At 58.1% G+C, this 22,787-nt stretch carries 24 protein-coding genes and 1 pseudogene; 4 read left to right on the top strand and 21 right to left on the bottom strand.

The genetic code is table 11. The features are described from left to right. From PFH44_RS04735 to PFH44_RS04815, 17 genes are all read right to left on the bottom strand, one after another. The coding region (locus PFH44_RS04735; protein ID WP_283824439.1) for an iron-containing alcohol dehydrogenase at nt 1-510 on the bottom strand (510 nt) is incomplete at its 3' end. A gap of 15 nt (nt 511-525) precedes the next feature. After that, entirely contained in the window at nt 526-783 is a 258-nt protein-coding gene (locus PFH44_RS04740; protein ID WP_159871445.1) for a EutN/CcmL family microcompartment protein, read from the bottom strand. Between the two features lie 26 nt (nt 784-809). Then, complete coding sequence (locus tag PFH44_RS04745) at nt 810-2,411, bottom strand: acetaldehyde dehydrogenase (acetylating) (RefSeq protein WP_283824440.1); 1,602 nt, start codon at nt 2,409-2,411, stop codon at nt 810-812. Between the two features lie 53 nt (nt 2,412-2,464). Further along, nucleotides 2,465-2,743 carry a BMC domain-containing protein gene (locus PFH44_RS04750; RefSeq protein WP_015585230.1) on the bottom strand — a complete coding sequence of 93 codons (279 nt, stop codon included), beginning with the start codon at nt 2,741-2,743 and terminating at the stop codon, nt 2,465-2,467. 14 nt (nt 2,744-2,757) lie between these two features. Continuing rightward, nucleotides 2,758-3,042, bottom strand: a complete 285-nt coding sequence (locus tag PFH44_RS04755; protein WP_041143877.1) for a BMC domain-containing protein — start codon at nt 3,040-3,042, stop codon at nt 2,758-2,760. Between the two features lie 16 nt (nt 3,043-3,058). Further along, on the bottom strand, nt 3,059-3,337 hold the full coding sequence (locus tag PFH44_RS04760; RefSeq protein WP_010634659.1) for a BMC domain-containing protein: 279 nt from the start codon (nt 3,335-3,337) through the stop codon (nt 3,059-3,061). Nucleotides 3,338-3,761: 424 nt separating this feature from the next. Beyond that, complete coding sequence (locus tag PFH44_RS04765; RefSeq protein ID WP_283824441.1) at nt 3,762-4,280, bottom strand: FidL-like protein; 519 nt, start codon at nt 4,278-4,280, stop codon at nt 3,762-3,764. Beyond that, nucleotides 4,277-5,089: a winged helix-turn-helix domain-containing protein gene (locus tag PFH44_RS04770; protein WP_283824442.1), complete on the bottom strand. Its 813-nt coding sequence runs from the start codon at nt 5,087-5,089 to the stop codon at nt 4,277-4,279. Before PFH44_RS04770 ends, PFH44_RS04765 begins: the two co-directional genes overlap by 4 nt. A 44-nt stretch (nt 5,090-5,133) precedes the next feature. Then, nucleotides 5,134-5,718, bottom strand: a complete 585-nt coding sequence (locus tag PFH44_RS04775) for a TetR/AcrR family transcriptional regulator (protein ID WP_045860243.1) — start codon at nt 5,716-5,718, stop codon at nt 5,134-5,136. A gap of 149 nt (nt 5,719-5,867) precedes the next feature. Beyond that, on the bottom strand, nt 5,868-6,614 hold the full coding sequence (dagF, locus tag PFH44_RS04780) for a 2-dehydro-3-deoxy-phosphogluconate aldolase (RefSeq protein ID WP_259224051.1): 747 nt from the start codon (nt 6,612-6,614) through the stop codon (nt 5,868-5,870). Beyond that, the gene (dgaE, locus tag PFH44_RS04785) at nt 6,601-7,710 is read right to left on the bottom strand and encodes a D-glucosaminate-6-phosphate ammonia lyase (protein WP_283824443.1); all 1,110 of its coding nucleotides are present in this window, start codon (nt 7,708-7,710) and stop codon (nt 6,601-6,603) included. The genes dagF and dgaE overlap by 14 nt, the downstream gene beginning before the upstream one ends. A 3-nt stretch (nt 7,711-7,713) precedes the next feature. Continuing rightward, on the bottom strand, nt 7,714-8,574 hold the full coding sequence (locus PFH44_RS04790; protein WP_164846786.1) for a PTS system mannose/fructose/sorbose family transporter subunit IID: 861 nt from the start codon (nt 8,572-8,574) through the stop codon (nt 7,714-7,716). Next, nucleotides 8,571-9,320: a PTS mannose/fructose/sorbose/N-acetylgalactosamine transporter subunit IIC gene (locus tag PFH44_RS04795; protein WP_045860234.1), complete on the bottom strand. Its 750-nt coding sequence runs from the start codon at nt 9,318-9,320 to the stop codon at nt 8,571-8,573. The genes PFH44_RS04790 and PFH44_RS04795 overlap by 4 nt, the downstream gene beginning before the upstream one ends. 24 nt (nt 9,321-9,344) lie before the next feature. Continuing rightward, nucleotides 9,345-9,830: a PTS sugar transporter subunit IIB gene (locus PFH44_RS04800; protein ID WP_283824444.1), complete on the bottom strand. Its 486-nt coding sequence runs from the start codon at nt 9,828-9,830 to the stop codon at nt 9,345-9,347. Nucleotides 9,831-9,840: 10 nt separating this feature from the next. Continuing rightward, complete coding sequence (locus PFH44_RS04805) at nt 9,841-10,269, bottom strand: PTS sugar transporter subunit IIA (protein ID WP_045860230.1); 429 nt, start codon at nt 10,267-10,269, stop codon at nt 9,841-9,843. 120 nt (nt 10,270-10,389) lie between these two features. Beyond that, nucleotides 10,390-13,191: a transcriptional regulator DagR gene (dagR, locus tag PFH44_RS04810; protein WP_283824471.1), complete on the bottom strand. Its 2,802-nt coding sequence runs from the start codon at nt 13,189-13,191 to the stop codon at nt 10,390-10,392. Nucleotides 13,192-13,382: 191 nt separating this feature from the next. Further along, a complete protein-coding gene (locus tag PFH44_RS04815) occupies nt 13,383-14,165 on the bottom strand; it encodes an NAD(P)H-dependent oxidoreductase (protein ID WP_045860226.1) in 783 nt (260 codons plus the stop codon). Between the two features lie 87 nt (nt 14,166-14,252). On the opposite strand from PFH44_RS04815, the gene PFH44_RS04820 reads away from it, so the two are divergent. The 4 genes from PFH44_RS04820 to PFH44_RS04835 all read left to right on the top strand — a co-directional run bounded on the left by PFH44_RS04820 (nt 14,253) and on the right by PFH44_RS04835 (nt 16,272). Beyond that, nucleotides 14,253-15,152, top strand: a complete 900-nt coding sequence (locus tag PFH44_RS04820; RefSeq protein ID WP_123710242.1) for a LysR family transcriptional regulator — start codon at nt 14,253-14,255, stop codon at nt 15,150-15,152. Nucleotides 15,153-15,155: 3 nt separating this feature from the next. Further along, the gene (locus PFH44_RS04825; protein ID WP_045860222.1) at nt 15,156-15,575 is read left to right on the top strand and encodes a FosA family fosfomycin resistance glutathione transferase; all 420 of its coding nucleotides are present in this window, start codon (nt 15,156-15,158) and stop codon (nt 15,573-15,575) included. A gap of 117 nt (nt 15,576-15,692) precedes the next feature. Next, entirely contained in the window at nt 15,693-15,980 is a 288-nt protein-coding gene (locus PFH44_RS04830; RefSeq protein WP_076946524.1) for a BrnT family toxin, read from the top strand. Further along, complete coding sequence (locus PFH44_RS04835) at nt 15,967-16,272, top strand: BrnA antitoxin family protein (protein ID WP_222826159.1); 306 nt, start codon at nt 15,967-15,969, stop codon at nt 16,270-16,272. Before PFH44_RS04830 ends, PFH44_RS04835 begins: the two co-directional genes overlap by 14 nt. 133 nt (nt 16,273-16,405) lie before the next feature. Here PFH44_RS04835 and symE read toward each other — a convergent pair. The 4 genes and pseudogenes from symE to hsdR all read right to left on the bottom strand — a co-directional run bounded on the left by symE (nt 16,406) and on the right by hsdR (nt 22,758). Beyond that, nucleotides 16,406-16,741: pseudogene (gene symE, locus PFH44_RS04840) on the bottom strand (endoribonuclease SymE). 340 nt (nt 16,742-17,081) lie between these two features. Then, the gene (locus PFH44_RS04845; protein ID WP_283824445.1) at nt 17,082-18,785 is read right to left on the bottom strand and encodes a restriction endonuclease subunit S; all 1,704 of its coding nucleotides are present in this window, start codon (nt 18,783-18,785) and stop codon (nt 17,082-17,084) included. After that, complete coding sequence (locus tag PFH44_RS04850; protein WP_283824446.1) at nt 18,785-20,254, bottom strand: N-6 DNA methylase; 1,470 nt, start codon at nt 20,252-20,254, stop codon at nt 18,785-18,787. The genes PFH44_RS04845 and PFH44_RS04850 overlap by 1 nt, the downstream gene beginning before the upstream one ends. Nucleotides 20,255-20,328: 74 nt before the next feature. Beyond that, nucleotides 20,329-22,758: an EcoAI/FtnUII family type I restriction enzme subunit R gene (hsdR, locus tag PFH44_RS04855; RefSeq protein ID WP_283824447.1), complete on the bottom strand. Its 2,430-nt coding sequence runs from the start codon at nt 22,756-22,758 to the stop codon at nt 20,329-20,331. Nucleotides 22,759-22,787 lie beyond the last annotated feature (29 nt).

A 22,787-nucleotide genomic window follows, 5' to 3' on the forward strand; every position in this document is an offset into this window, starting at 1 on the left:
CGCCGGCGGAACCGAGGCCACCAGCGCCGGGTCGAGAATGGCGATATCCGGCAGCAGCGACGGGTCCACCAGCACCAGCTTTTCGGCGCCGGCTTTCACCACCGAAAAGGCGGTCACTTCCGAGCCGGTACCGCTGGTGGTGGGGATCGCCACGAAGCAGGGGCGCTCGCGGCGGGCGTCCGGACGGGTTTGCGCCAGGGCGAAGATAACCGCTTTGGCGGCATCAATCACCGAACCGCCGCCGAGGGCGATAACCAGATCCGGATAGCGGCTGTCCATCAGCTTCATACCGCGCACGACGGTGGCGATATCCGGGTCGGCCACCACGTCGTCCCATATCTGGAAGGTGATGCTGCGCTGCTGCAGGATCCGGGTCACGCGCTCGGCGAGGCCAAATTTCACCATCGCCTTATCGGTGACCAGCAGGACGCTGCGGGCGGGAAGCTCGCTCAGGACCGCAAGCGCGTCCTGACCAAAGCGGATCCGGGGTTTCAGCAAAAATTCACTCATTGGACTATTCACTCCTTAAGCGTCCCGAAACACGTTCTCGACAATGGCAACCACCGACATGGCCTTATAGCGGTCCCGGTTGAGCGCTAAATACTCTTCAGCCAGCACGATGTCGTGCATGCCTGCGCCGACGCTGTCTACGGCGACCCAGGTCTGGTCCTTCATTGGCCGCTGCTCATCGTCTAACCTGGCGATTAACAGCAGGTTGCTGCCGCGTAGCTCAGCGCATTTCTGCGTGGCGACGACATGTCCGACTACCTTTGCGAGAATCATTGTTTTTATCGCCTTATCTCAATGCATTACTTACCGAGGCGCTCCAGCACCTGGCGGATAACGCGCTCCACGTTCTGCTCGCTGATGTCGCCTTCCGCCTCGACGGCGGCGCGGACCGCAAAACGATCGTCCGCCGTTGCGCTAAGGGTCGCCGCGGCGGTGGCAGGGGCGGTGAAGCGCTGGTCGTCAACAATGCTGCGATGCGGGTTATCGACCGGTGCGACGATGGTGGGCTGCGGCTCGGGACGGCTGCCCGGAGCGCGTAGCTCATCAATGGAGCGCACGCCGTAGCCGACCCTGCGGATGTTGAGCAGGTTCATTGGCCCGACGTTATCGGAGCTGGAACCGCCGCCCACGGCGCCGCAGCCGAGGGTCAATGCCGGGGTAATATTGGTGGTCGCCCCGATGCCGCCCAGCGCCGCCGGGGTGTTGATCAGAATGCGGTTCACCGGTTTTTCGAGGCAGAACTGGCGGATGACGTCCTGGTTGCGGGTGTGGATCACCAGAGTGTGGCCGAGGCCTTCGTTGGTCAGCAGCTCCATCACCCGATTGCAGGCCGCCTTCCAGTCCTCTTCCACGTACAGGCCGAGTACCGGGCACAGCTTTTCGCGCGAATAGGGGTTTTTGTGCGAGACGGTGGTCTGCTCGGCGATCAGCACCCGGGTGCTGGCCGGAACGCTGAAGCCGGCCATCTGGCTCAGATAGAGCGCGGTTTTGCCGACCACTTTCGGGTTGATGGTGCCGTTGGCGCGCAGCAGCAGGGCCGCCATTTTCGCCGCCTCGCCCTCGTTCATAAAGTACGCGCCCTGGGCGTCCAGCTCCCGGCGTACTTCGTCGTAAATGCAGCGTTCGACGATGATCGACTGCTCGGAGGCGCAGATCACCCCGTTATCGAAGGTTTTGCTGGTGATGATATCTTTCACCGCGTGGTGGATATCGGCGCTGCGCTCGATAAACGCCGGGCCGTTACCCGGGCCGCCGCTGATGGTCGGGGTGCCGGAAGCATAGGCCGCGCGCACCATCCCTTCGCCGCCGGTGGCGAGGATCAGCGAGACCTCTTTGCTGTGCATCAGTTCGGAGGTGGCTTCGAGGGTCAGCTGGGTGATGGCGCCGACGCTGCCCGCCGGGGCGCCTGCCGCTTCGGCGGCGCGCTTAACGATCTCTATCGCCTTCCAGCTGCATTCGCGCGCGCCGGGATGCGGGGAAAAGATAATCGCGTTGCCGGCCTTGAGGGCGATCAGCGTTTTATAGATTACGGTTGAGGTCGGGTTGGTTGAGGGGACTAGCGCACAAATCACCCCCAGCGGCACGCCCACGTCCATCACTTTTTTTAGCGGATCGTCATGAATGATGCCGACGGTCTTCATATCTTTGATGGCGTCGTAGACGCGCAGCGAGGCAAAACGGTTCTTCAGCACCTTGTCCTGCCAGTTGCCAAATCCGGTCTCTTCCGAGGCCATTTTCGCCAGCGCTTCGGCGTGGTGCGCCGCTTCCTGGGCCACGTTTTTCACGATGGCGTCGATTTGCTGCTGCGAAAAGGTGGCCAGAATCGCCTGGGCCTTTTTGGCGCTGCGCACCAGTTCCCGCGCGTTCTGGCGGGACTGCAAATCGTTATCCAGTTCAATCATGAGTCTATCCTTCATCAGACGAAAAGAGTGGAGACGGGGCGCGCCCTGTCAGGTCATGCTTTGTGCTGCGACGCGATTTTCTCGATATCGTTATGCGGTCGCGCAATGACGCGAGAGGTGACGACTTCGCCGATGCGTTTCGCCGCTTCCACGCCGGAGTCCACCGCCGCGTTCACCGCGCCGACGTCGCCTTTCACCATCGCGGTGACCAGCCCGGAGCCGACGTTTTCATAGCCAATCAGCTCGACGTTGGCGGCTTTACACATCGCATCGGCGGCTTCAATACAGGCCACCAGACCTTTGGTTTCGATCAGACCAAGCGCTTCTTTCATCATGTTGTCTCCCGTTATTCCGCGACTTTGTAATGCGCGACGATTTTGTTGATGTCGTTATGTGGACGCGCGATAACCAGCGAGGTCACCACTTCCCCGATGCGCTGCGCCGATTCCACGCCGGAATCCACCGCCGCTTTCACCGCGCCGACGTCGCCTTTCACCATTGCGGTGACCAGCCCGGAGCCGACGTTTTCATAGCCAATCAGCTCGACGTTGGCGGCTTTACACATCGCGTCCGCCGCCTCGATACAGGCCACCAGACCTTTGGTTTCGATCAGACCTAATGCATCACCCATTTGCGTTCTCCTGGCCTTAAGCCTTGTGTTTAATAACAATTTTGTTGATGTCGTTATGCGGACGCGCGATAACCAGCGAGGTCACCACCTCGCCGATGCGCTGCGCCGATTCCACGCCGGAATCCACCGCCGCTTTTACCGCCCCGACGTCGCCCTTCACCATTACGGTGACCAGCCCGGAGCCGATGTTTTCATAGCTAATCAGCTCGACGTTGGCGGATTTGCACATCGCATCCGCTGCTTCAATGCAGGCCACCAGGCCTTTGGTTTCAATAAGCCCCAATGCATCACCCATGGTTGTTCCTCCAGACAGGTTTGTGATTCGGGAAAACCGTCCGCGTAACGGCGTCAACACGCGGTAGCGGCGTTCGGGGTTCACTATAGGGATTGGCGGGCGAAGTGAAATTTAAATCCGTGATAGCTATGTTTTTAGTTTTTTACTCTGTGATTTAGCGTTTTAAGGGCCTGTGTTTATCTCTTTGTGCTGGCAGGGGCGATAGGATTGGCTGCGGATGCGGCGTGTTTTTCGCCATCCTGACGGACGGCGGTAAATGTTAATGGATTGATAATTTAATGCTGGGGTCGGGTAATATATCCATTTATTAAGTGTGGTTATGGTCATGTTTTCCGCCGGGAGATAAACGCAAAAAGTGCGGTTTTACAGCGTGAGGCGGCGCGGGAAAAAAATGGGACGGGGCCGGCGTGGGCGGAGCAGGCCGTCAGTCGAGCTTGCTGCCGGACTTGAGGGTGCAAACGTAGAGCGGGGAATTGATCGAGCTGAGCAGAATCGCCTTCTCGTTGAGCTTCTGGGCGTTGAGAAACAGCCCGTCGTGGCTGTCGGACATCTCGCGCATAAAGTAGGCGAAGATGACGTCGGGGGATTCGTCGATCGATGAGGCGCTCGATTCCCACCGGCTGATGCGGTAGTGGCGCTCGGTTGAGGAGATGCGTTTGCTGGTGTAGCTGAATTTAACGTAGCGCTGCAGGTAGAGCCAGCCGGCGGCGGAGTCGGTATAGCCTTCAACGACCATCGAGCCTTTGCCGTGGGCGGCAAAATTGAAGTGAACGTTGCCGTTAACGTTCTCTTTATCCATGTTTTCAAAGCGCATGATGGCTTTGGTCGAGCAGCTCATCGCCCCGTCGTTTTCCGCCGGCAGCAGCTTCCAGGCGCTAAGCCCGGCGGCGGTGATAAACGCCAGGGCTGAGAGGGCGAAAAAAGGCCGGGGTGCGAGTCTCATTGCGGTTTCCAGGAGTAGTAGAAATAGTTGTCGCAATAGCTGAAGGGGTTGTCTTCATGCATCGCGCAGTGGGCGAGGAAGACGCGGCCCAGGCCGTTGGTCTCCAGCCGATCGCCGTAGAAGAAGACAAAACGTTCGCCGGGTTTGCACTCCAGCTTCAGCCGCTGGCGCACGGCGTCAAAGTTGTTGCCGTAGGCGGTTTCGGCCACGGAGCGCAGCATCTCATCGCTGGCCAGCAGTTCGCACTGGCTGTGGGTCATCTGCGTCAGGGTAATGGGGCGCGATTCGCTGCTGCCGAAAAAGCTGAAAAGCACCAGCAGCAGGGCGATGGTCAGCAGGCAGACGCCGGCGATATACCAGCAGGTGCCGCGCGCGTGCCGGGTTGGTTTCGGGCTCTGCGTCGCGGCCGGCGGCACGGCGTCCGGCTCCTCGGGCGGGGGCGACGGCGGTTCCGCCTGCGGCTCCGGCGGCGCGGGGGCGTCCAGCGGATGAACGGTGATTTCCGGGTTCAGCTGCAGCAGCCCGCGCGAGACGGTGACGATAATATTGTCGATCTCGTAGTGGCGGAAGGTTTTGCGCAGCATGCTCAGGTACTGATTGAGGTTGCTGTTCGAGGAGGTTAAGCCGTTGTCGTCCCAGACCTTTTTGAGCACCTCATCGCGGCTGACAATCTCCGGATGACGCAGAAAAAACCACAGTAGCGCGCTGGCGGTGATCGACAGCTGGCTGTCCGCCTCATCGCTTCCCGGTAGGATTAGTGTGCCGTCCGTTGCATCATAAATGAGACGGCCATTGATGTTGTAGCGCATCGCGGCCTCAATCTAATCGCCTGACTTATCAGGCTCAACGTGCTTCACGCGGGAAGCGTCATCCTCGTCAGATCGCTGACCAGCGATCGCCGGTGTTCGGCGCTCATGGTGCGCCCCTCGGTTAGCTCCGATAGCCAGATGCCGTCCGCCGCGTAGCGTACCAGGGTGCCGGTGTGGCCGTTGTCCAGCGCGTCGCCCTGCGCGAGGTGATCCAGCATCCAGTCGCGCCAGCATTTTCGCAGCACCGGCTCATCCGGCATCGCCAGCGACAGCACCATCAGCTGGCGGCTCTCCTGGGTGTCCGTCAGCTCAGGGGCCGACAAATAGTGCAAATAGGCGCGGGTAAAGCGGCCGTAGGAGACGTTATCCGCGGCCATCAGCTCGGCGATCGCCTCTTCCATAATCGCCAGCAGGCGGGCGAAGAGGGCAAAAATCAGCGCCTGCTTGTTGGGGAAGTGGTGCAAAAGACCGCCTTTGCTCACCCCGGCTTCGCGCGCCACGGCGTTCAGCGACAGCGAGGCGATGCCGTCTCTGCCGGCAATCATCGCCGCGGATTCCAGCAGCTGCTGATGCAGGCGGACGGGGTCTTTTTTCCGGTGTTGGGCTTCTATGTTCATGGCCTGAATCATACCGACCAGACGGTATGATTATTTTTGATCGCTATCAATGTGCAGGGGAGTGGGCGGCGGCGGAATGCCGTTATTGCGCGGGGGCTCACAATTCGTCATAGAAATCAGCGCGTGGCGTGCGGCAGTTGCTGCCGCACGCGGCCGGGTCTTTAATCGACAAGATCCTTGACGATACTCATCAGCTGGCGAATATCTTCCGGTCGGGTATTCCCGCTCTGCGGGTCGATGATTGAGCTGTAGATATGCGGCATCACCTGCGCAACGCCGGCCTGCAGGCAGGCCTGCAGAATGGCGGCGAAGTTATTCAGGTCGATACCGCCAGTGGGCTCAATCAGCGTCATGCCGTTTTGCGCGGCGCTTTGAGCGAGGACCTTTAGCTCGTCCAGGGAGCGTTCGCCGCCCATGGGAAAGAACTTAGCGGCGTGCGCGCCCATATCCTGAATCATCCTCACCGCCGCATCGGCGGAGACCCTGGCCGGCGTTCCCTGCGCGCTGCTGACCCCGGTGGAGATAAGCACCTCTCCGGGCCTGCCGGTGGGGCTTATCAGCGCGTTAATCCGCGTGTTCTGTCCGCCGGTGGCGGCCAGTGCGCCTGCCGCAAAGCCGCAGCCGGTAAAGGTCTGATTGACGTGGGCGGGATGAAGCCGCGCCGCAATCATCGCCGCTTTATAGAACTGGGCCGGATCGCCCGCCCCCAGGCCGACGGAAATCGACGGAACTTCCTCCATCCAGCGGCGCACCTCCGTCACGCCCTCATCCGCGGTCGCAAACTGCGCCGATAGCACGCCAATCACCGCATGGCCTTCGGCGGCGTCGTGAATCTCCCGGGCGTTGGCGATATCTTTTGCCAGAACGTTAATCGCGACCCGCCGGCGGTAAAAGTTAATCTGCTGCATGTTCGGTAATCTCCTTGAGTCGCGCGATAATAAGCGCCATCTCACCTTCGGCAATGGTCCGCGGGTCGAGGCTAAACGCGCCCTGGTGCAGGGCGTAGCGGCGGGCATAGATGGCGATTTCGCCGCCGCGCAGCCGGGCTTCGACTTCGCCGGCGTCGAGGCCGAGGGCCGCTTTATCGACCCTGACCCGAATGCGCCAGATCGCCCGCCCGGCTTCGTCCTGTTCGATATCCGCCTTCAGCCCGCGCAAGGCGGATATCGCCTCGGCGAAGGGGCGCAGGGCGGCCGCATCGGGTGCCGGAGCCGCCGCCTGATAGCGGTTGAGGGCGTACACCAGGCCCACCATATTCTCTTTGCCCACCTTCATCGCTCTGGCGATGCCGTTATGCTGTGCCCTGCAGGCCGCGATCCAGGTGCGTTTTCCGCTAATAAAGCCGGAGGTGGGGGCGTTGAAGGCCTTGGCGCCGCTGTAAATCACCATATCCGCGCCGGTGGCGACCCAGCGGCGAAGATCCTCTTCGGCGGCGGCATCGACAATCAGCGGCAGGTTGTGCTGCCGGGCGACCTGGACAAAGTCATCGATGGCGAGCATCCCTTTTTGCACGCAGTGGTGCGATTTCACAAACAGCAGCGCCGCGGTGCGTTCGCTGACGGCGCTCTCCAGCTGCCAGCGCGCGGCGAGATTGCTGGAGCCGACCTCGACCACCCTTCCGCCGCCAAGGCGGATCGCGCTGGTTATCGGCGCGCCGTAGTCGACGTTGTGGCCGCGCAGGATGATGATTTCGTTGGCCATGCCGCTGCTGTCCGGCATCAGCGCCACTTTATCCGGCTCGCCGCGGGTGATTGCCGCGGCCACCGCGATGGCAATCCCCGCCGAGGCGCAGGACGTCAGGTAGCTATCCTCGGCGCCGGTGTGGGTGGAGATAAGCTCTCCGGCGCGCTCGGTGAGCTTATCGATTTCAACGAACGCTGCGGCGGCTTCGGCGGCGGCGTGCATGACCTCCGGGTCAACGGACGAGACGCCGAGGATCGTCATTTTGCCGCAGGCGTTAATCACCCGCTTCAGCCCGAGCTGCTGATAAATATTACCGTTCATGGCCTACAGCACTCCCGTCAGCGAACAAGCGATGCTGATCGCGACAATCGACAGTAAAATCGTGGTGTAGCGCGGACCCTTTTTCAGCAGATAGAAGTAGACGGCAAAGACCGCCGCCAGCGGCAGCAGGCCCGGCGCGATAGAGTCGAGGATCTGCTGCACCACCACCTCGGAGCCTTTCAGCGCGCTGATTTTCAGCGGGGTGGTGATTTTGACGTAGCTTGCCGACAGCGCGCCCATCATGATCAGCCCCAGCACGTTGGCGCCGTAGATCAGCTCCTTGATGCGCCCCCCCTGCAGCAGGCCGATTATCGAATCTCGACCGAGGGTGTAGCCTTTGTGCACCAGCCCGTAGCTTATCGCCATGGTGATCGCCGGGTAGAGGATCAGCGGCGCGATACCGCCAAAGGCGCTGCCGCTGGCGGCAAAGGGGATAAAGATCGCAATCAGCAGCGGCATGACCGCGGCCCAGATGATTGAGTCGCCCATCCCGGCCAGCGGCCCCATCAGGCCGGTTTTGATACCGGTAATGGAGGCGTCGCTAATCGGTTCGCCGCGGGTTTTCTGCTCCTCCATGGCGATAGCGATCCCCTGGATAACCGCGCCGAAGGTTTGCTCGGAGTTAAAGAAGTTGAGGTGGCGCTTCAGGGCCTCGGCCTGCTCCTCTTTCTCCGGATAGAGCTTTTTGATAATCGGCGTCATCGAGGCGCAGAACACCAGGCTTTGCAGACGCTCGTAGGAGCTGGAGACTTCCGCCCCCAGCCAGTAAATCAGCCAGGCCTTGGTGATATCGGCCTTGCTCAGCGCCCGGCTTTCGCGGGCCCGTTCAACCAGCTCATGTTGCATGACATCGCTACTCATTATGCCGCCCCTTCATTTTTGGCGAGGCCTTTAATCAGGAAGGCCACGCAGGTACCGAAAATCGCCATCGCCATGATGTCCACCTTCAGGTAGAGCACCGCAAAGAATCCGCCGATAAACCACGGCAGCAGGCTCTTCTTACCAATCACCATGATGGTGATGGCGAAGCCCAGCGCGGGCAGGATGCCGCCCATAATTTCAAACGAGTGGGTCAGCCAGTGCGGCATCAGCTTGAGGAACTTCTCGACCACGCTCTGCCCGAAGTAGTTGGCGGCGAAGACCACCGGGAAGCGCAGCAGCAGCCCAAGCAGGGCCGGGTAGATGAAGGCGCAGCGCATGATCCCCGTCATGTTGGCGCTTTCGGCGTGCTTATCGGCCATGTGCACCCACGCCGCGTTCAGCGTCCGGCGCAGCTGATCGAGGAATACCCCGATCACGCCGAACGGAATCGCCAGCGCGATCGCCAGGTTCGGCTCCATCCCCGCCTTCACGGCAATCGGGATGGCGATACAGGCGGCCAGCGCCGGATCCGACGGAACGTTACCGCCCGGGGTGGAGGTGACGCCCAGATAGACCAGCTGCATACCTGCGCCGATGATCATCGCGGTTTTCATATCGCCCAGCAGCAGGCCGACGAAAACGGCAATCACCACGGGCTGCAGCAGCATGGCGGAGAAGGTATAGCCTAAACGTAATCGAGCGAACCAGTAATAGAGTCCCATCAGGCTCGCAAAAAGTAATGTGTCCATAGTTTTTACCTGCTTATCAACTGGTTAGAATTTTTTCAGGATGTCGTCCAGTGACTGGGGCTTATCTTCCGGGATCGTCTGGAAGAACACCTGAATTCCGCTGTTTTTCAGCTCACCCAGGATGCCGACGTCTTTTTCATCGAGGGTGATGTTCTGAAATACCGCTTTCCGGTTTGGTCCGCCGCCGAGCCCGCCGACCTGAATCGAGGCGACGTCGAAACCCTGCTGCACGGCCTGCTGGATGGCGCTGAGGGACGGAAACAGCACCAGCACGTTCCCCTCGCCGAGGTGGTTCTCCCGCCAGGCCGCGGTAAAGCTGGCGTTGCTGAAACAGTCGACTTTGATATTCGGCGGCGCCGCCATCAGGTAGATATTTTTCATAAACGGATCGGCGTCGAGCTCGTCGCTGACCACGGCGATACGGTTAGCCTGCGACTGGCCGACCCACTTGGTGACGACCTGGCCGTGAATCAGACGGCTATCGATACGACATAAAACGATTTTTGCCATGATGGGCTCCTTAATGGTTTAACTGGTTCACGTGGGCGACGACATCGCGGCAGCTGCTGCGTCCGGCTTCCACCAGCTCGCTAACGCAGCCGGTCAGCGGCCCCTGTTCGCGTTTATCCAGCGCTTCCAGCAGCAGCGAAGCGTTGAGGCCGCAAATCACGGCGATCGGATAATCGGCGCTCAGGCGGGCGGCGACGTTAGAGGTGGTGCCGCCGATAAAGTCGGTGAGGATCAGCGAGCCTTCCGGCATCGACTTCACCGTCGCCTCAACGCGCTGGTAATACTCGCCGAGGGTATCGACGGGCATCAGGGCGATTTCCGTCACGCCTTCAATTTCGCCCGTGACCATGCGCAGGCTGTTGCAAAGCGGCGTGCCCCAGCCTCCGTGCGTCAGCAGCAGAATTTGCGGTAATGGGTGTGCAGGTACAGTAGATGACAAGGTGGCCTCCTGGCGCCGTTTTATAGACGCTATGGATAGAGCAAAGGCCGTGCCAGCATTAGTGTCATCTGCGGGAGATGAGGAGGGCTGGCGGGCCGATGGGCCGCGCCAGCAAAGGGATTAGCTATACAATAATTCGTAGATATAAATATATTCCGCATCCGATAAGCGGATAGCGTAGGCCTCTTCCACCGGGTGGAAGGCGGATTTAATGACACTAAAGGCGTGAGTATCCATATTGGGCTTCATTTCCAGCGCCATCTGTAACGGTTTGCGGTTAATCACGATACGCTCGACCATACAGCAGCAGTGGATCAGGAAGCGTAGTGTCACCTGGCGGCTGGGAGCGATCGCCAGGGTCGCGCGCAGCTGGCTGAGCACGCCCTCCATCTCTTTGAGGATGCGCTGCGGGTTGAGCACCGAAATATGGTTGATGATGCTCTCCATGGTCAGCGCGCTGATAAACCGGGACGCGCTGCGCTCCATCTCCAGCCGCCGCTCGGCGCTGGAGAGATCGGGGGTTAGCAGGCTTAACACCAGCTCCGGGCCCTGCTCGGAAAAGAGCTCCTCCAGCGAGATAAACGGAATATCCGGCAGCCCGGGCTGGAAGGTCCCGACGATGCCCGCCAGCCGCTCGTGGGCGCTAATGGCCTGCTGCACGCGCTCCGGGCTGCGCACTTCGTTATAGTCGAGGATCACCATGCGGGTGTCCTGCGACATCAGCTCGCCGAAGCTCTCCTCCAGCACCGTTTTAATTTTCTCCGCCGTACCCATCCCGGTAATGCAGGAGATGACCAGCACCTTGCCGACGTTTTCCTGCTGCGGGGTGCACAGCTGGCTGGGGATGCCTTTTTCCTGCATAAGCGCCGCCAGGCGCGGCAGGTCGCTGGTCTCGTAGCTCAGATCGAGACCTATCTCCAGCAGGCTGGTCAGGGTGATATCCGGCATTAGCAGAACGTCTATCTGGAACAGCTTGCTGATGGTGCTGCCGAAATGCACCAGCGAGCCGATATCGACGATCAGGATCAGCCGCTGCCAGCGCCGCGCCTGCATCAGCCGGATTAACGCATCCAGGGTGTCGTGCACCGACTGTTCGAACGGCATATCGATGGCGTTGAACAGCTCGCGTTCCAGCACCCGATTGACGTACTGCGCCATGCTGGTGGCGGTGGTGGCGCCGTGGGCGATCAGTATCACTCCGCAGTCGGGGCTGACGCCGATCCGCTGGCGGTAATGGCGGCACTCCTTGAGGAACAGGCACAGCCAGACCACCTCCGTCGCCGGGCACTGGATATTTAGCAGGTCGTTGATTTTCCTGCATAGTCGGGTGGCGTTCTCATACTCATCTTTGCAGCGATCGAGAATCAAGCTTGAGGAGTAGAGCTGCGGGATCAGCCCTCGCTGGACATAGCCGATGAGCGCCAGCAGGTGCTTGCGCAGGGGATTGACCAGATTTTCCGGCAGGGAAAAGCCCAGGATCTGCTCGACATAGCTAATCAGCAGAGCGACGCGCTCTTCAATCTGGTCGCCATAGCGCGGGGAACGCGTGCCGCTGTCGCGGCTGTAGAGGCCATATTCGAAAATGGAGCTGAGCTTGTTTTTGAGAATGGCCAGCGTCTCTGCGGGCGGAACGTTACTGTTGCGCAGATTGACGTATTCCCGGGTCAGGAAGCTGTAGAACAAATCGCTCTCTTCGATGCCGCCGTCGCCGCCCGCCGGGCTTTTAAGCTGCGGCAGCGTGCGGGCGTCAATACTGAGCAGGGGTTTACCGTTGAACAGCGCGTCGACCAGCATCCGCTGCTCCTGCGTGGGGTTCGTGGCGCCGTCCGCCAGCTTGCCATCCAGCAGCAGGACATCGTGCTGCGCCGCCATCCCCGATGCCCAGGCCTGGGCGCATAAAAACTGGATGTCGCTTTTTAGCTGACCGATATTGCCTTCCAGCGGCTTATTCAGCAGCCACAGCAGCAGCGTTTTATCGATGCTTACCGAGCGCTCGATCTTGCGGCTCTCCCGCTGCAGGAAGCCGATAATCAGTTCGATCTGCTCCTCCAGCGAACGCTGACGGATGCCGGGAAGATCGATGGCGACCTGAATGCGCCGTTGAAAAGTGCGCAGCAGCGACGAGCTCACCGGCTCGGTGGTGGCGCAGATCAGGCGTACGGTGATGCTTCGCGCCGGGCCGCTGGCGCCCAGCGGGCGATACTCGCCTTTATCCAGCAGCGAGAAGAGCTTCTCCTGGCCTTCATAGGGCAGGCGGTGAACCTCGTCGAGCAGCAGGTAGCCGCCGTCGGCCTGTTCAATCAGGCCCGTCTTGCTCTCCGTTGCGCCGGTAAACGCCCCCTGCCGATGGCCAAAGAGGTGGGAGGAGAGCAGCTCCGGGTTGTTGGCGTACTCGGCGCAGTTAAAGTAGACGAGCGGCGGAGGGCTATCGTCGGTGTGCTCGCAGGCGTAGCGGTGCATCAGCTCGGCGAAAAAAGTCTTTCCGACGCCGGAGGGGCCGGTCAGCAGCACGTGTAGCCCGTGCGGGTAGAGCACCGCCGCTTTGCCTTTTTCCACCGCATCCCGCAGGCTGCGGTCGTGGCCGATTAACAGCGTGAACGGATCGCTGACCGACGGCAGATCCCGGTCGGGAAGCAGGTCGCTAATGGCGCCGATCTCGCGCTCCGACTCAGCCAGCGGCCGATCCAGCAGGGTTTGCGTGGCCTGCAGATGCAGAAAGAATACCGGGCGCCCGCGGGTTTTGATAACCAGCCCGTCGCTCCACAGCTGGTTTAAATCTTTACTGACGGAGTTGCGCGCCAGGCCGAGGTTAAAACCGATTTGCTCCGCGGTGAAGGCGCCGGCTCCAGCGGCCAGGTCGTCCCGGCTGATGGTCTGCGTCAGCCGCTCCAGTTCACGCAGTACTACCTCAATACGTCTCATCTCGTTACCGGATTGCTTAAAGGTGATGCTTGAGAACATACACCATCCTGGCCGATGAGAAAGAGACGGGAAACGAAGTTGCGGGCCTCTGACCGCAACAAATAGCCGTTTCGGGATAAATAAACGCGTCAGGGACTAAATCAGCCTATTTGAGCGGCGACGCCGGGTTGGCCATACGTCGCCCGCTGCGCTTAATCCACCCGCTGATGGATGGTTAGCCCGCTCTCACCGACCGCCAGTTCCGGGCGCAGCGTCAGGGAGGGGATCAGATAGTCGCCGTGGTTTTGCCGGCGGAACGGGATTGGCGCGGTGCTCGCCAGCGTATCCAGCCGCTGCCCGAGTTCCCGGCACTGCTGCGCAAAGCGCTGCTCGTCCGTTTTCTCGGTGCGGTAGAACACCAGAGGCGGCAGCACCTCGAAGCCGGGATAAAACAGCATCCCGTGCTGGATCGGAAACAGGATATCGTTAATCGGTCCGTTAATGCCGCGCGGGGCGTAGTGCTCCTCCCAGCCGCCAGTGGTGACAACCAGCATTGCCCGTTTGCCTGCCAGGGTGCCTTCGCCGTAGCGGTCGCCCCAGTGGTGGTCGCTGTGCTCCCCGACGCCGTAGGCAAAACCGTAGGCGTAAACCCGGTCAATCCAGCCTTTCATAATGGCGGGCATCGAGAACCACCACAGCGGGAACTGGAAAATCACCGTATCCGCCCACAGCAGCTTCTCCTGCTCCGCAACGATATCCGCGCTTTGGGTTCCCTGTTCAAAGGCCTGCTTTGAATCGAGGGTCGAGCGCCAGAACTCGCCGACCGGCGGGGCGCTGCTGTCGTCAGCATCAAAGCCCGCTTTCCAGCGCATGGCGTAGAGATCGGAAACCTGCACCTCGTGGCCGGCATCGTGCAGATGCCGGACGGCAAAATCTTTTAGCGTGCCGTTCAGGGAGCGCGGTTCCGGATGGGCGTAAATCAGCAGTACTTTCATGAGAATCACCTCTGAGTCATGGAGAGCTGCAGAGTAGGCGGCTGGCCGCTATAGTAGAAATTAATTACTTAAATCTCAGGTATAGCCGTGATTAATTTACATCGTCTGGATCTCAACCTGCTGCGCACCCTCGACGTGCTGCTGAGCGAGAATAACGTCACCCGAGCGGCGCAGCGGCTGAACCTGTCGCAGCCGTCGGTCAGCATCCAGCTGGCGCGCCTGCGGGAAATTTTTGCCGACCCGCTGCTGCTGCCCGGTCCGCGCGGGATGCTGCCCACCGCCCGCGCCGATGCGCTACGCGGGCCATTGCGTGATGCCCTGCAGGCGCTGGAGCTGGCGGTCGCCCCCGCCGACAGTTTCGACCCGCTGACGGCGGCGCAGACCTGGCGCATAGCGGCGACGGACTATATGGCCTCGGCGATCCTGCTGCCGGCGCTGAATATCCTGCGCCGCGCGTCCCCGTCGAGCCGGCTGGCGGTCTTCGAGCTCCAGCCTTCGCGCCTGGTGCAGCAGGCGGAGCGTGACGAGGTCGATCTGTTCTTTCATACCCGCGACGGCGCTCCGCCGGAGCTGCATCAGCGGCTGCTGTTCAGCGAGCGCTACGTGCTGGCGGGCAGAGCGGGGCATCCGGCGCTAACGGCGTCGTTGAGCCTGGCGCAGTTTTGTCAGCTGGATCAGGTTATGGTCTCCCCGGACGGCGGCGGCTTCAGCGCCGCGACCGATATCGCGCTGGCCAACCTTGGGCTTTCGCGGCGGGTTGTCCTCTCGGTGCCACATTTCCTGTTTATGCTGGAAACGCTGCGCAGCAGCGATCTGGTCGCCATGCTGCCGGAGCGGCTGCTGCGCGGGATGAGCGGGCTGACGGTTATCGAGCCGCCGCTGGCGATTGCCGGGTTTGATATGCTGATGCTGTGGCACGAGCGCTGGCACCGCGACCCGGCGCACCGCTGGCTGCGCCAGCAAATTGTGAGTTCACTGGAGGATTGAGCCATGTTAAGCGGATTGAATCACCTGACCCTGGCGGTCAGCAGCCTGGCGCCGAGCGTGGCGTTTTATCAGCAGCTGCTGGGGATGAGGCTGCACGCGCGCTGGGATAGCGGCGCCTATCTCTCCTGCGGCGATCTGTGGCTGTGCCTGTCCCTCGATCCGCAGCGGCGCATCACTCCGCCGGAGGAGAGCGACTACACCCACTACGCGTTTAGCGTCGCCGAGGCCGATTTCGCCGGGTTCAGCGCCCGCCTGGAAACGGCCGGCGTGGCGGTGTGGAAGGTGAACCGCAGCGAAGGGGCGTCATATTATTTCCTCGACCCGGACGGCCACAAGCTGGAGCTGCACGTCGGCAGCCTCGCTCAGCGCCTGGCGGCGTGCCGCGAGCAGCCGTATAAGGGGATGGTGTTTTTCGACGAGTGAACAGGGCATAACCTTTACAAATCAGCCCCTGAAAATGTGAGGTTTTTTCCAACATTGATCGTATACTTGCCTGATAATTGTATATACGTTTTTGTATATACAATTGGGATAAGTGCTATGCCAATGGAGTTTGAATGGGATGCAAACAAGGCAGCAAGCAATCTAAGAAAACATGGAATTCGGTTCGAGGAGGCGGTACTGGTTTTTGACGATCCGCAGCATCTTTCCCACCAGGATCGTTATGAAAACGGTGAGCATCGATGGCAAACCATCGGCCTCGTTCATGGAATTATCGTTATTCTTGTGGTGCATTCGGTCCGCTTTGAAAGCGGGGCTGAGGTGATTCGCATCATCAGCGCCCGGAAGGCGGACGGCAAAGAGAGGAGTCGTTATGAGCACAGTTAAATACAAGCGCGACAATCCGGCCGGGCTTAGCGCTCAGCGTGAAGACGAGCTCAGAGCGCTGGCGAACAAAGCGGATGGCGAAATTGATTACAGCGATATCCCCGCTTCAGGTGATGAACAGTGGCCGGACGCGGTGCGCGGTAAATTCTACCGACCGTTGAAAACCCAGGCCTCTGTCCGCATCGATGCTGATGTGATGGAATGGCTTAAACGCCCGGGAAAAGGCTATCAAACCCGGCTGAACGCGATTCTGCGGGAAGCCATGCTGCGCGAGCAGAATAAGAAATCGTAGCTATTCCCGACGTTCGGCGCGCGATAGATATTGCCCCACTGGGGGCGCTTGCCGCGTCTTGTGGGGAGACGAGTCAGCAGGCGACCGGGAAAACCCGTAGCCCCGGTAAGCAAAGCGCCACCGGGGATTGAGCTTATGCCAGCTTAGGTTTTTGCCCGGCGATCGCGTCGATTAACACCTGTACCTGTTTCTGCTTGCGCGCCGACAGCTTGCTGACCTGGCGCAGAGAGGCGGTGAGTTCCGGTTCCGGCTGCCTGGCGGTAATGACGATACAGCCGTTCATCACCTTAAGATCCACTTCGGTGCCGGTGGCAAAACCCGCCGCCTCCAGCCACTGACCCTTCATGGTCAACGCCGGAATACGCTAGTAATCAGGATGACGCGTCGCATAGCTCACGGTTAAATGACGGTTATTCGTGGGGGAGACTTCTGGATCGGTGAATTCTGCAATAGAATGCGGGGTAGTCATGATGGCTATTTCCTATCAATAGTGATTGTGATTAGCGAGGCGCTCGTGTTGCAGCACGGGCGTCTTGCGTTATACCCAAAATAATTCGAGTTGCATGAAGGCGGCCAGGGAGTTAATCCCCAGGAGCGTACATGAGTACGTGACTGGGGTGAACGAGCGCAGCCAACGCACAGGCAACTTGAAGTATGACGGGTATAAATACCTGTACATATCATCAGGAAATAGAAGAAAAGTCCAGCTGAAAATGAATGAAAATAACGGCGGGGATAGAGGGAAGGATTATTTCTGGTGATGGGAATAAAGCGGCTATTTAGCCGCTTTATTGGTTTCTGGGGAAGGGTTAATTTATGGCGGCGTCGGTGAGGGCGTCGGCCAGCTGGAGCTGGGTCTGTTGGGAATTTTTAGTCCGGATTTTGATCATTTCTAATAAATCAATAAATTCAGATAATTTGTCAATTATGCGTTGCTGTTCTTTTTGAGGTGCTATTGCTACTAGCATATTTTTCATAATAGTTCCATTAACATTCGCTTGCCCACATTGTTGTTTTACATATGGCATAATTTGATATTTTCTAAAAAGAGGTACTTGCATATTCAGATTCAGGAAGTCAGGAATGGCATCAACCTTAATCGTTCTTATTCTTATTAAATATGAAGCAAAGGAGAATATATTATTCTCACCTTTGAAAATTCCTGTTTTACCCACTAAATCTGCACTGTTAGTTCTATTGTATAAGATGTCATCGTATTCAAGATATAAGAATGGCAATTCTTCAATTGAGTTGTCGACAACTTGTTGATTACCTATTGTAACTTTACCATTCTGGATATCTCCCATCTTGAATACAGGTACGCCAATGTCAGAGATAAATGTCTTATGAGATAAACCATATTCTGTTGATATACTGAAATTGCCAATACGGCACCATTCCCAACCCTCCGGCAATTCAAACGGTTTTTCCTCATCGCTAATTGGTGGCAACGGTTTTTGCTTTTTAATTTTCCCGTCTTTTACCAGCTGCGCTTTCTCCTGCGCAATACGTTTGAGTAGTTCAGAGGCCGGTTCGTCGTTCGGATCCTGCGGCACCAGTTTGCCCATCACCGCCAGTTGTAGAATGGTCTGTTTTAAGGCGTCAATGCTGGCTTCGGTGGTAAACAGCGTATCGAAATGCTCGCTGATACGCGCCCAGTTTTCGGCCAGTTCTTCGGCGTTCTGGCTGTCGGTTAGCGTGGTTAGCAGGGTTTCAACCAGCTGTTGATGGGCGTCCAGACCGGTCAGGGAGTGCTGTTCTAGGCGTGTACAAAGGCCTAGAAGTTCATGTGTTTTCTTTGCGATTTTTCTTTGTTCTTCAAGTGGTGGTACAGCAAGAACAATAGGATATATTTTTCTTCCTGAAATTACTGGTTGTGCAGTTGCGCTTTCATCCTCTTTTAAATTTGTCGCTTTCAATAATATTTCAACATAGTCTAAATCAAAGTTACTTTCTGAAAAATGAGTGATGAAGGCATTATCAGTTACCCAAGCATGATTAGGTGTTATATGAATAGAACCACAATAATAACCAACTCTTCCGATGACTAATGTTCTCTTCGCAACATTGTATGAATCATGGTAGCCATTGATACCATTACCGCCGTATACAGGATACTCTCCAAGAGTATTCATTTGGTTGGAGGTTAGTGCATCTCCAGATGACACTTTGAATATATTACCAAACCGTACCCACTCCCACCCCTCCGGCAGCTCAAACGGCTTCTCTTCCTCGCTAATCTCCGGCAGCGGCTTGGGCTTTTTAATTTTCCCCTGCTTCACCAGCTCGGCTTTTTCTACCGCAATACGCTCCAGCAGCGCTGACGCCGGTTCGTCGTTCGGATCCTGCGGCACCAGCTTGCCGCGCACCGCCAGCTCCAGAATCAGCTCGCGCAGTTTCTTAATGCCGTACAGGTCAATCTTACCCGAGCTGCCGCGCCCGGCCGTGGAGCGGGTTTGCAGCGCCGTGGTCCAGGTATCGATATGCTCGACAATCAGTTTTTCCACCGCCATCAGTTGGCCTCCTTGCCGGAGAGTGCCTTGCCGAGAATATCGCGCAGCTGGTGGCGCAGGGTCTGGATCTCTTCCTGCTGCTTCGCGTACTGCGCCAGCAATTCGTCCGGATCGTGGCTGACGGTTTCCGCCTGATGCGGGTTCTTGATGTCGAGGTTAAAGTTGCGGGCAATCACCTCGTCGATGCTGACCTTCCACGCCTGCTCGTTCTCGACGCGGCTGGCGAAGCCGTCGGCCTCGTTGCCCCACCAGTCGATCTCGGCCTGGAACTCATCAAACTTCATTGGCTTAGTTTTGCTGTAGTTCTTCACGCCCGCCGGGTACGGATGTTCGTAGAACCAGATCTCTTTGGTCGGCTGACCTTTGGTAAAGAACAGCAGGTTGGTTTTAATCCCGGTGTACGGGTTAAACACGCCGTTCGGCAGACGCACGATGGTGTGCAGGTTGCACTCCTCGGTGAGTAGCTTTTTGATCTTGGTTTTCACACCTTCGCCAAACAGCGTGCCGTCCGGCAGCACCACCGCCGCGCGGCCGTTTTTCGCCAGCACTTCAATGATCAACTGCAGAAACAGATCCGCCGTTTCGCGGGTCTGCATTTCTGCCGGGAAGTTCTTCTCGATGCCATCCTCTTCAGTGCCGCCGAACGGCGGGTTGGTGACGATGACATCCAGCTGTTCATCCCACGACGACAGAGGCTTGTTGAGGGTGTTGTCGTGACGAATTTGCACCGGCACTTCAATGCCGTGCAGCAGCATATTGGTGGTTGCCAGCAGGTGCGGGAGCTGTTTTTTCTCCACGCCGTGGATCTGCTTTTGCAGCGTCTGGTGATCGGCCACGCTCTGCACGTACTTATTTTTCACGTGATCGAACGCGCAGGCGAGGAAGCCGCCGGTGCCGCAGGCCGGATCCATAATCGACTCACCAAGTTTCGGATCGACGCGATCGACCATAAAGCGGGTGACGGCGCGCGGGGTATAAAATTCACCGGCATTGCCTGCCGATTGCAGATCTTTAAGGATCTGTTCATAAATATCGCCGAACAGGTGGCGCTCGCTGGCGCTGGTAAAGTCGATTTCGTTCAGCTTGTTGATCACCTGACGCAGCAGGGTGCCGTTTTTCATGTAGTTATAGGCATCGCTGAACGCCTGCCTGACCACAAAGCCGCGCGGGTTCTTATCAATCGGCGCGGTGAGGTTTTTCAGCGTTGGGAATAGATCGTCGTTGACGAACTCCAGCAGGGCGTCTCCGGTAATGCCCTCGGCGTTTGCCGCCCAGGTGCGCCACAGGTAGCGCTTCGGGATCGGATACTGGTAGTTATCTTGTTCCAGCTCCAGCGCCTCTTCCTGGGCGTCAAAGATTTTCAGAAACAGCAGCCAGGAGAGCTGGCCGAGGCGCTGCGCATCGCCGTCCACGCCGGCGTCTTTGCGCATAATGTCCTGTAATGATTTGATAACCGAGCTGATCGACATGATGTGTTCCATGTTTCATTAACAATAAGGCCTTCTGCTACGCGGTGGCAGCAGAAGGCACAAAAGGGGAGTGGTTACGCGGAGCGGGGCGGTAAGTGGTAGATTTCGCTCTCCAGCTCGCTGATGGCCTGATTATACCCGTTACGGTCGCCGAATCCGCTTTTAATGATCTCCGGCAGCGTACCCATGCTGTCGAACGGCTTGAGCTTCAGCACCTGAATACTCTCTATTTCCTGCACGCCCGCGTCGGCGTATTTATCCAGCAGCGTATTCAGCACCGCCTGCGCGGCGTCGGAGTATTTGGTGAAGTAGTTGCGCTTACGCACGTTCTCCGCCCGCTCTTTGCGGGTTAACGGCGGCTGACCATACACCACGTGGCATAGCATGTCGAACGGGTCGAGCTCTTTACCGACCTCTTCCGCCAGCACTTCCCAGATTATACCCTGCTGTTCCAGCTCCTTGATGATGGCCTGTTTGCGCTCGGCACCCTGCCATTTGCGGGTGAAATCATCCAGCGAGGCGTACTCTTTGAGCAGCGTTTTACGGGTGTAGTCTTTGAAGGATTCGGTGACCAGCTTGCCGTCGGCGTCGTAATACTGCACGCGCTGGGCGATCACGCCGACGGCGACACCGTTGACGTGAAACTTACGCACCTTGTTCTCGTCGTCTTCCGGCAACGGACCGACATCGTCTGAACCGGTGACGGTATATGGAGCAGGATCTTCATCGGCGCCGATAATATCGTCTTCGGCCTCTTCCTCGTGCTCGTCGAACTGCTCTTCAAAATCAGACTCCGGATCGGCGATATCTTGCGGCGTGGTCTCCATCACCTTTTCCGGGATGCCGTCAAAGCGCTCGTCGGCGAACAGTTCGGTGGCCTTTTTGAAATCGAGGATGGTGAACCACAGCTTGCCATAGCGTTCATCGATGCGGGTGCCGCGGCCGATGATCTGCTTGAATTTGGTCATCGACTGAATGTTTTGGTCCAGCACCACCAGTTTGCAGGTTTTGGCATCCACGCCTGTGGTCATCAGCTCGGAAGTGGTCGCGATAACCGGATAGGCTTTTTTAGGGTTAATAAAGTTATCCAACTGGGCTTTGCCGATGTCGTCATCGCCGGTGATTTTCATCACGTACTTGTCGTTCTTTTTGACCTGTTCCGGATTGAGATTGACCAGCGCACGGCGCATGCGCTCCGCGTGATCGATGTCGTTACAGAAGATAATGGTTTTATCCATCGGGTTGGTGCGCTTGAGGTAATCCGTGATGGTTTTTGCCACCAGTTCGGTGCGCTCATCAATCACCATCGTGCGGTCAAAATCTTTCTGGTTGTAGATACGGTCGTCGATCAGCTCGCCGCTTTTATCCGTCTGGCCTTTGGTGGGACGCCAGCCCTGGAGATCGACGTCGATATCGACGCGTACCACTTTATACGGGGCGAGGAAGCCGTCTTCGATACCTTCTTTAAGCGAGTAGATATAGACCGGGTCACCGAAGTAATCGGTGCTGGAGACTTCATGAGTCTCTTTCGGCGTGGCGGTTAAACCAACCTGCGTGGCGGCGCTGAAGTAGTCGAGGATTTCGCGCCACGCGCTGTCTTCCGAGGCGCTGCCGCGATGGCATTCGTCGATCACAATCAGATCAAAGAAATCCGGCGCCACTTGTTTAAAGGCTTTTTGATCTTCTTCCGGGCCGGTGATGGCCTGGTATAGTGCGAGGTGGATTTCAAATGCCGGATCGATAGTGCGCCCGGTGACTTTGGTCATCGCCGCGCCAAACGGCAGGAAGTCGTTATTTTTGGTCTGATCGACCAGAATGTTGCGATCGGCGAGGAACAGGATCCGCTTCTTACTTTTGGCTTTCCATAAGCGCCAGATAATCTGGAAAGCGGTGTAGGTTTTCCCGGTGCCGGTTGCCATCACCAGCAGAACGCGGTTTTGCCCGGCAGAGACGGCTTCAATGGTTTTATTGACGGCCTGTAGCTGATAATAACGCGGCGATTTACCGCTGCCGTCGTCGTAGTAGTCCTGGGTAATCACCGGAAGCTGGGCTGCGGTGTAGCCTTTCCAGACGCAGAGCTTGTGCCAGAGTTCGGCTGGGGATGGAAATTCGTCCAGGGTAATGTGTTTTTCGAGCAGCTCGCCTTCGGCTGCCGTGGCATCGCGGAAAATAAAACCGTCGCCGTTGGTCGCGAAGACGAAAGGAATGTCCAGCAGGCGCGCGTACTCGATGCCCTGCTGCATCCCTTTGCCGATTTCATGTTTGTTGGCTTTGGCTTCAATCACCGCCAGCGGAATGCCCGGCTTGTGATACAACACGATATCGGCGGATTTCACCGTTCTACGCGCTGCGACTTTACCGCGCACGATGACCTTACCGTCCCGGAGTTTGACTTCTTGTCTGATTTGCGTTGTGTCGTTCCAGCCAGCATCGAGGATGGCGGGAATAACGCGTTTGGTGATGATGTCTGCTTCCGTCAGGGTACTCAGGTTCAGGTCAGCCATAGTGCTCTCTTTACGTGAACAGGAACTTT

This window comes from Klebsiella sp. Ech2A (genome assembly GCF_030078455.1).
Lineage (GTDB): Bacteria > Pseudomonadota > Gammaproteobacteria > Enterobacterales > Enterobacteriaceae > Klebsiella > Klebsiella terrigena.

What these genes read in the sequence shown, in the direction of transcription:
- hsdR (WP_283824447.1), bottom strand. Translation starts at nt 22,758, where the DNA reads ATGGCTGACCTGAACCTGAGTACCCTGACGGAAGCAGACATCATCACC.
- PFH44_RS04770 (WP_283824442.1), bottom strand. Translation starts at nt 5,089, where the DNA reads ATGCGCTACAACATCAATGGCCGTCTCATTTATGATGCAACGGACGGC.
- PFH44_RS04750 (WP_015585230.1), bottom strand. Translation starts at nt 2,743, where the DNA reads ATGAAAGAAGCGCTTGGTCTGATCGAAACCAAAGGTCTGGTGGCCTGT.
- PFH44_RS04740 (WP_159871445.1), bottom strand. Translation starts at nt 783, where the DNA reads ATGATTCTCGCAAAGGTAGTCGGACATGTCGTCGCCACGCAGAAATGC.
- PFH44_RS04850 (WP_283824446.1), bottom strand. Translation starts at nt 20,254, where the DNA reads ATGTCGATCAGCTCGGTTATCAAATCATTACAGGACATTATGCGCAAA.
- PFH44_RS04800 (WP_283824444.1), bottom strand. Translation starts at nt 9,830, where the DNA reads ATGGCAAAAATCGTTTTATGTCGTATCGATAGCCGTCTGATTCACGGC.
- PFH44_RS04745 (WP_283824440.1), bottom strand. Translation starts at nt 2,411, where the DNA reads ATGATTGAACTGGATAACGATTTGCAGTCCCGCCAGAACGCGCGGGAA.
- PFH44_RS04775 (WP_045860243.1), bottom strand. Translation starts at nt 5,718, where the DNA reads ATGATTCAGGCCATGAACATAGAAGCCCAACACCGGAAAAAAGACCCC.
- dgaE (WP_283824443.1), bottom strand. Translation starts at nt 7,710, where the DNA reads ATGAACGGTAATATTTATCAGCAGCTCGGGCTGAAGCGGGTGATTAAC.
- PFH44_RS04815 (WP_045860226.1), bottom strand. Translation starts at nt 14,165, where the DNA reads ATGAAAGTACTGCTGATTTACGCCCATCCGGAACCGCGCTCCCTGAAC.
- PFH44_RS04825 (WP_045860222.1), top strand. Translation starts at nt 15,156, where the DNA reads ATGTTAAGCGGATTGAATCACCTGACCCTGGCGGTCAGCAGCCTGGCG.
- PFH44_RS04830 (WP_076946524.1), top strand. Translation starts at nt 15,693, where the DNA reads ATGCCAATGGAGTTTGAATGGGATGCAAACAAGGCAGCAAGCAATCTA.
- PFH44_RS04765 (WP_283824441.1), bottom strand. Translation starts at nt 4,280, where the DNA reads ATGAGACTCGCACCCCGGCCTTTTTTCGCCCTCTCAGCCCTGGCGTTT.
- PFH44_RS04795 (WP_045860234.1), bottom strand. Translation starts at nt 9,320, where the DNA reads ATGGACACATTACTTTTTGCGAGCCTGATGGGACTCTATTACTGGTTC.
- dagF (WP_259224051.1), bottom strand. Translation starts at nt 6,614, where the DNA reads ATGCAGCAGATTAACTTTTACCGCCGGCGGGTCGCGATTAACGTTCTG.
- PFH44_RS04845 (WP_283824445.1), bottom strand. Translation starts at nt 18,785, where the DNA reads ATGGCGGTGGAAAAACTGATTGTCGAGCATATCGATACCTGGACCACG.
- dagR (WP_283824471.1), bottom strand. Translation starts at nt 13,191, where the DNA reads ATGAGACGTATTGAGGTAGTACTGCGTGAACTGGAGCGGCTGACGCAG.
- PFH44_RS04835 (WP_222826159.1), top strand. Translation starts at nt 15,967, where the DNA reads ATGAGCACAGTTAAATACAAGCGCGACAATCCGGCCGGGCTTAGCGCT.
- PFH44_RS04755 (WP_041143877.1), bottom strand. Translation starts at nt 3,042, where the DNA reads ATGGGTGATGCATTAGGTCTGATCGAAACCAAAGGTCTGGTGGCCTGT.
- PFH44_RS04760 (WP_010634659.1), bottom strand. Translation starts at nt 3,337, where the DNA reads ATGGGTGATGCATTGGGGCTTATTGAAACCAAAGGCCTGGTGGCCTGC.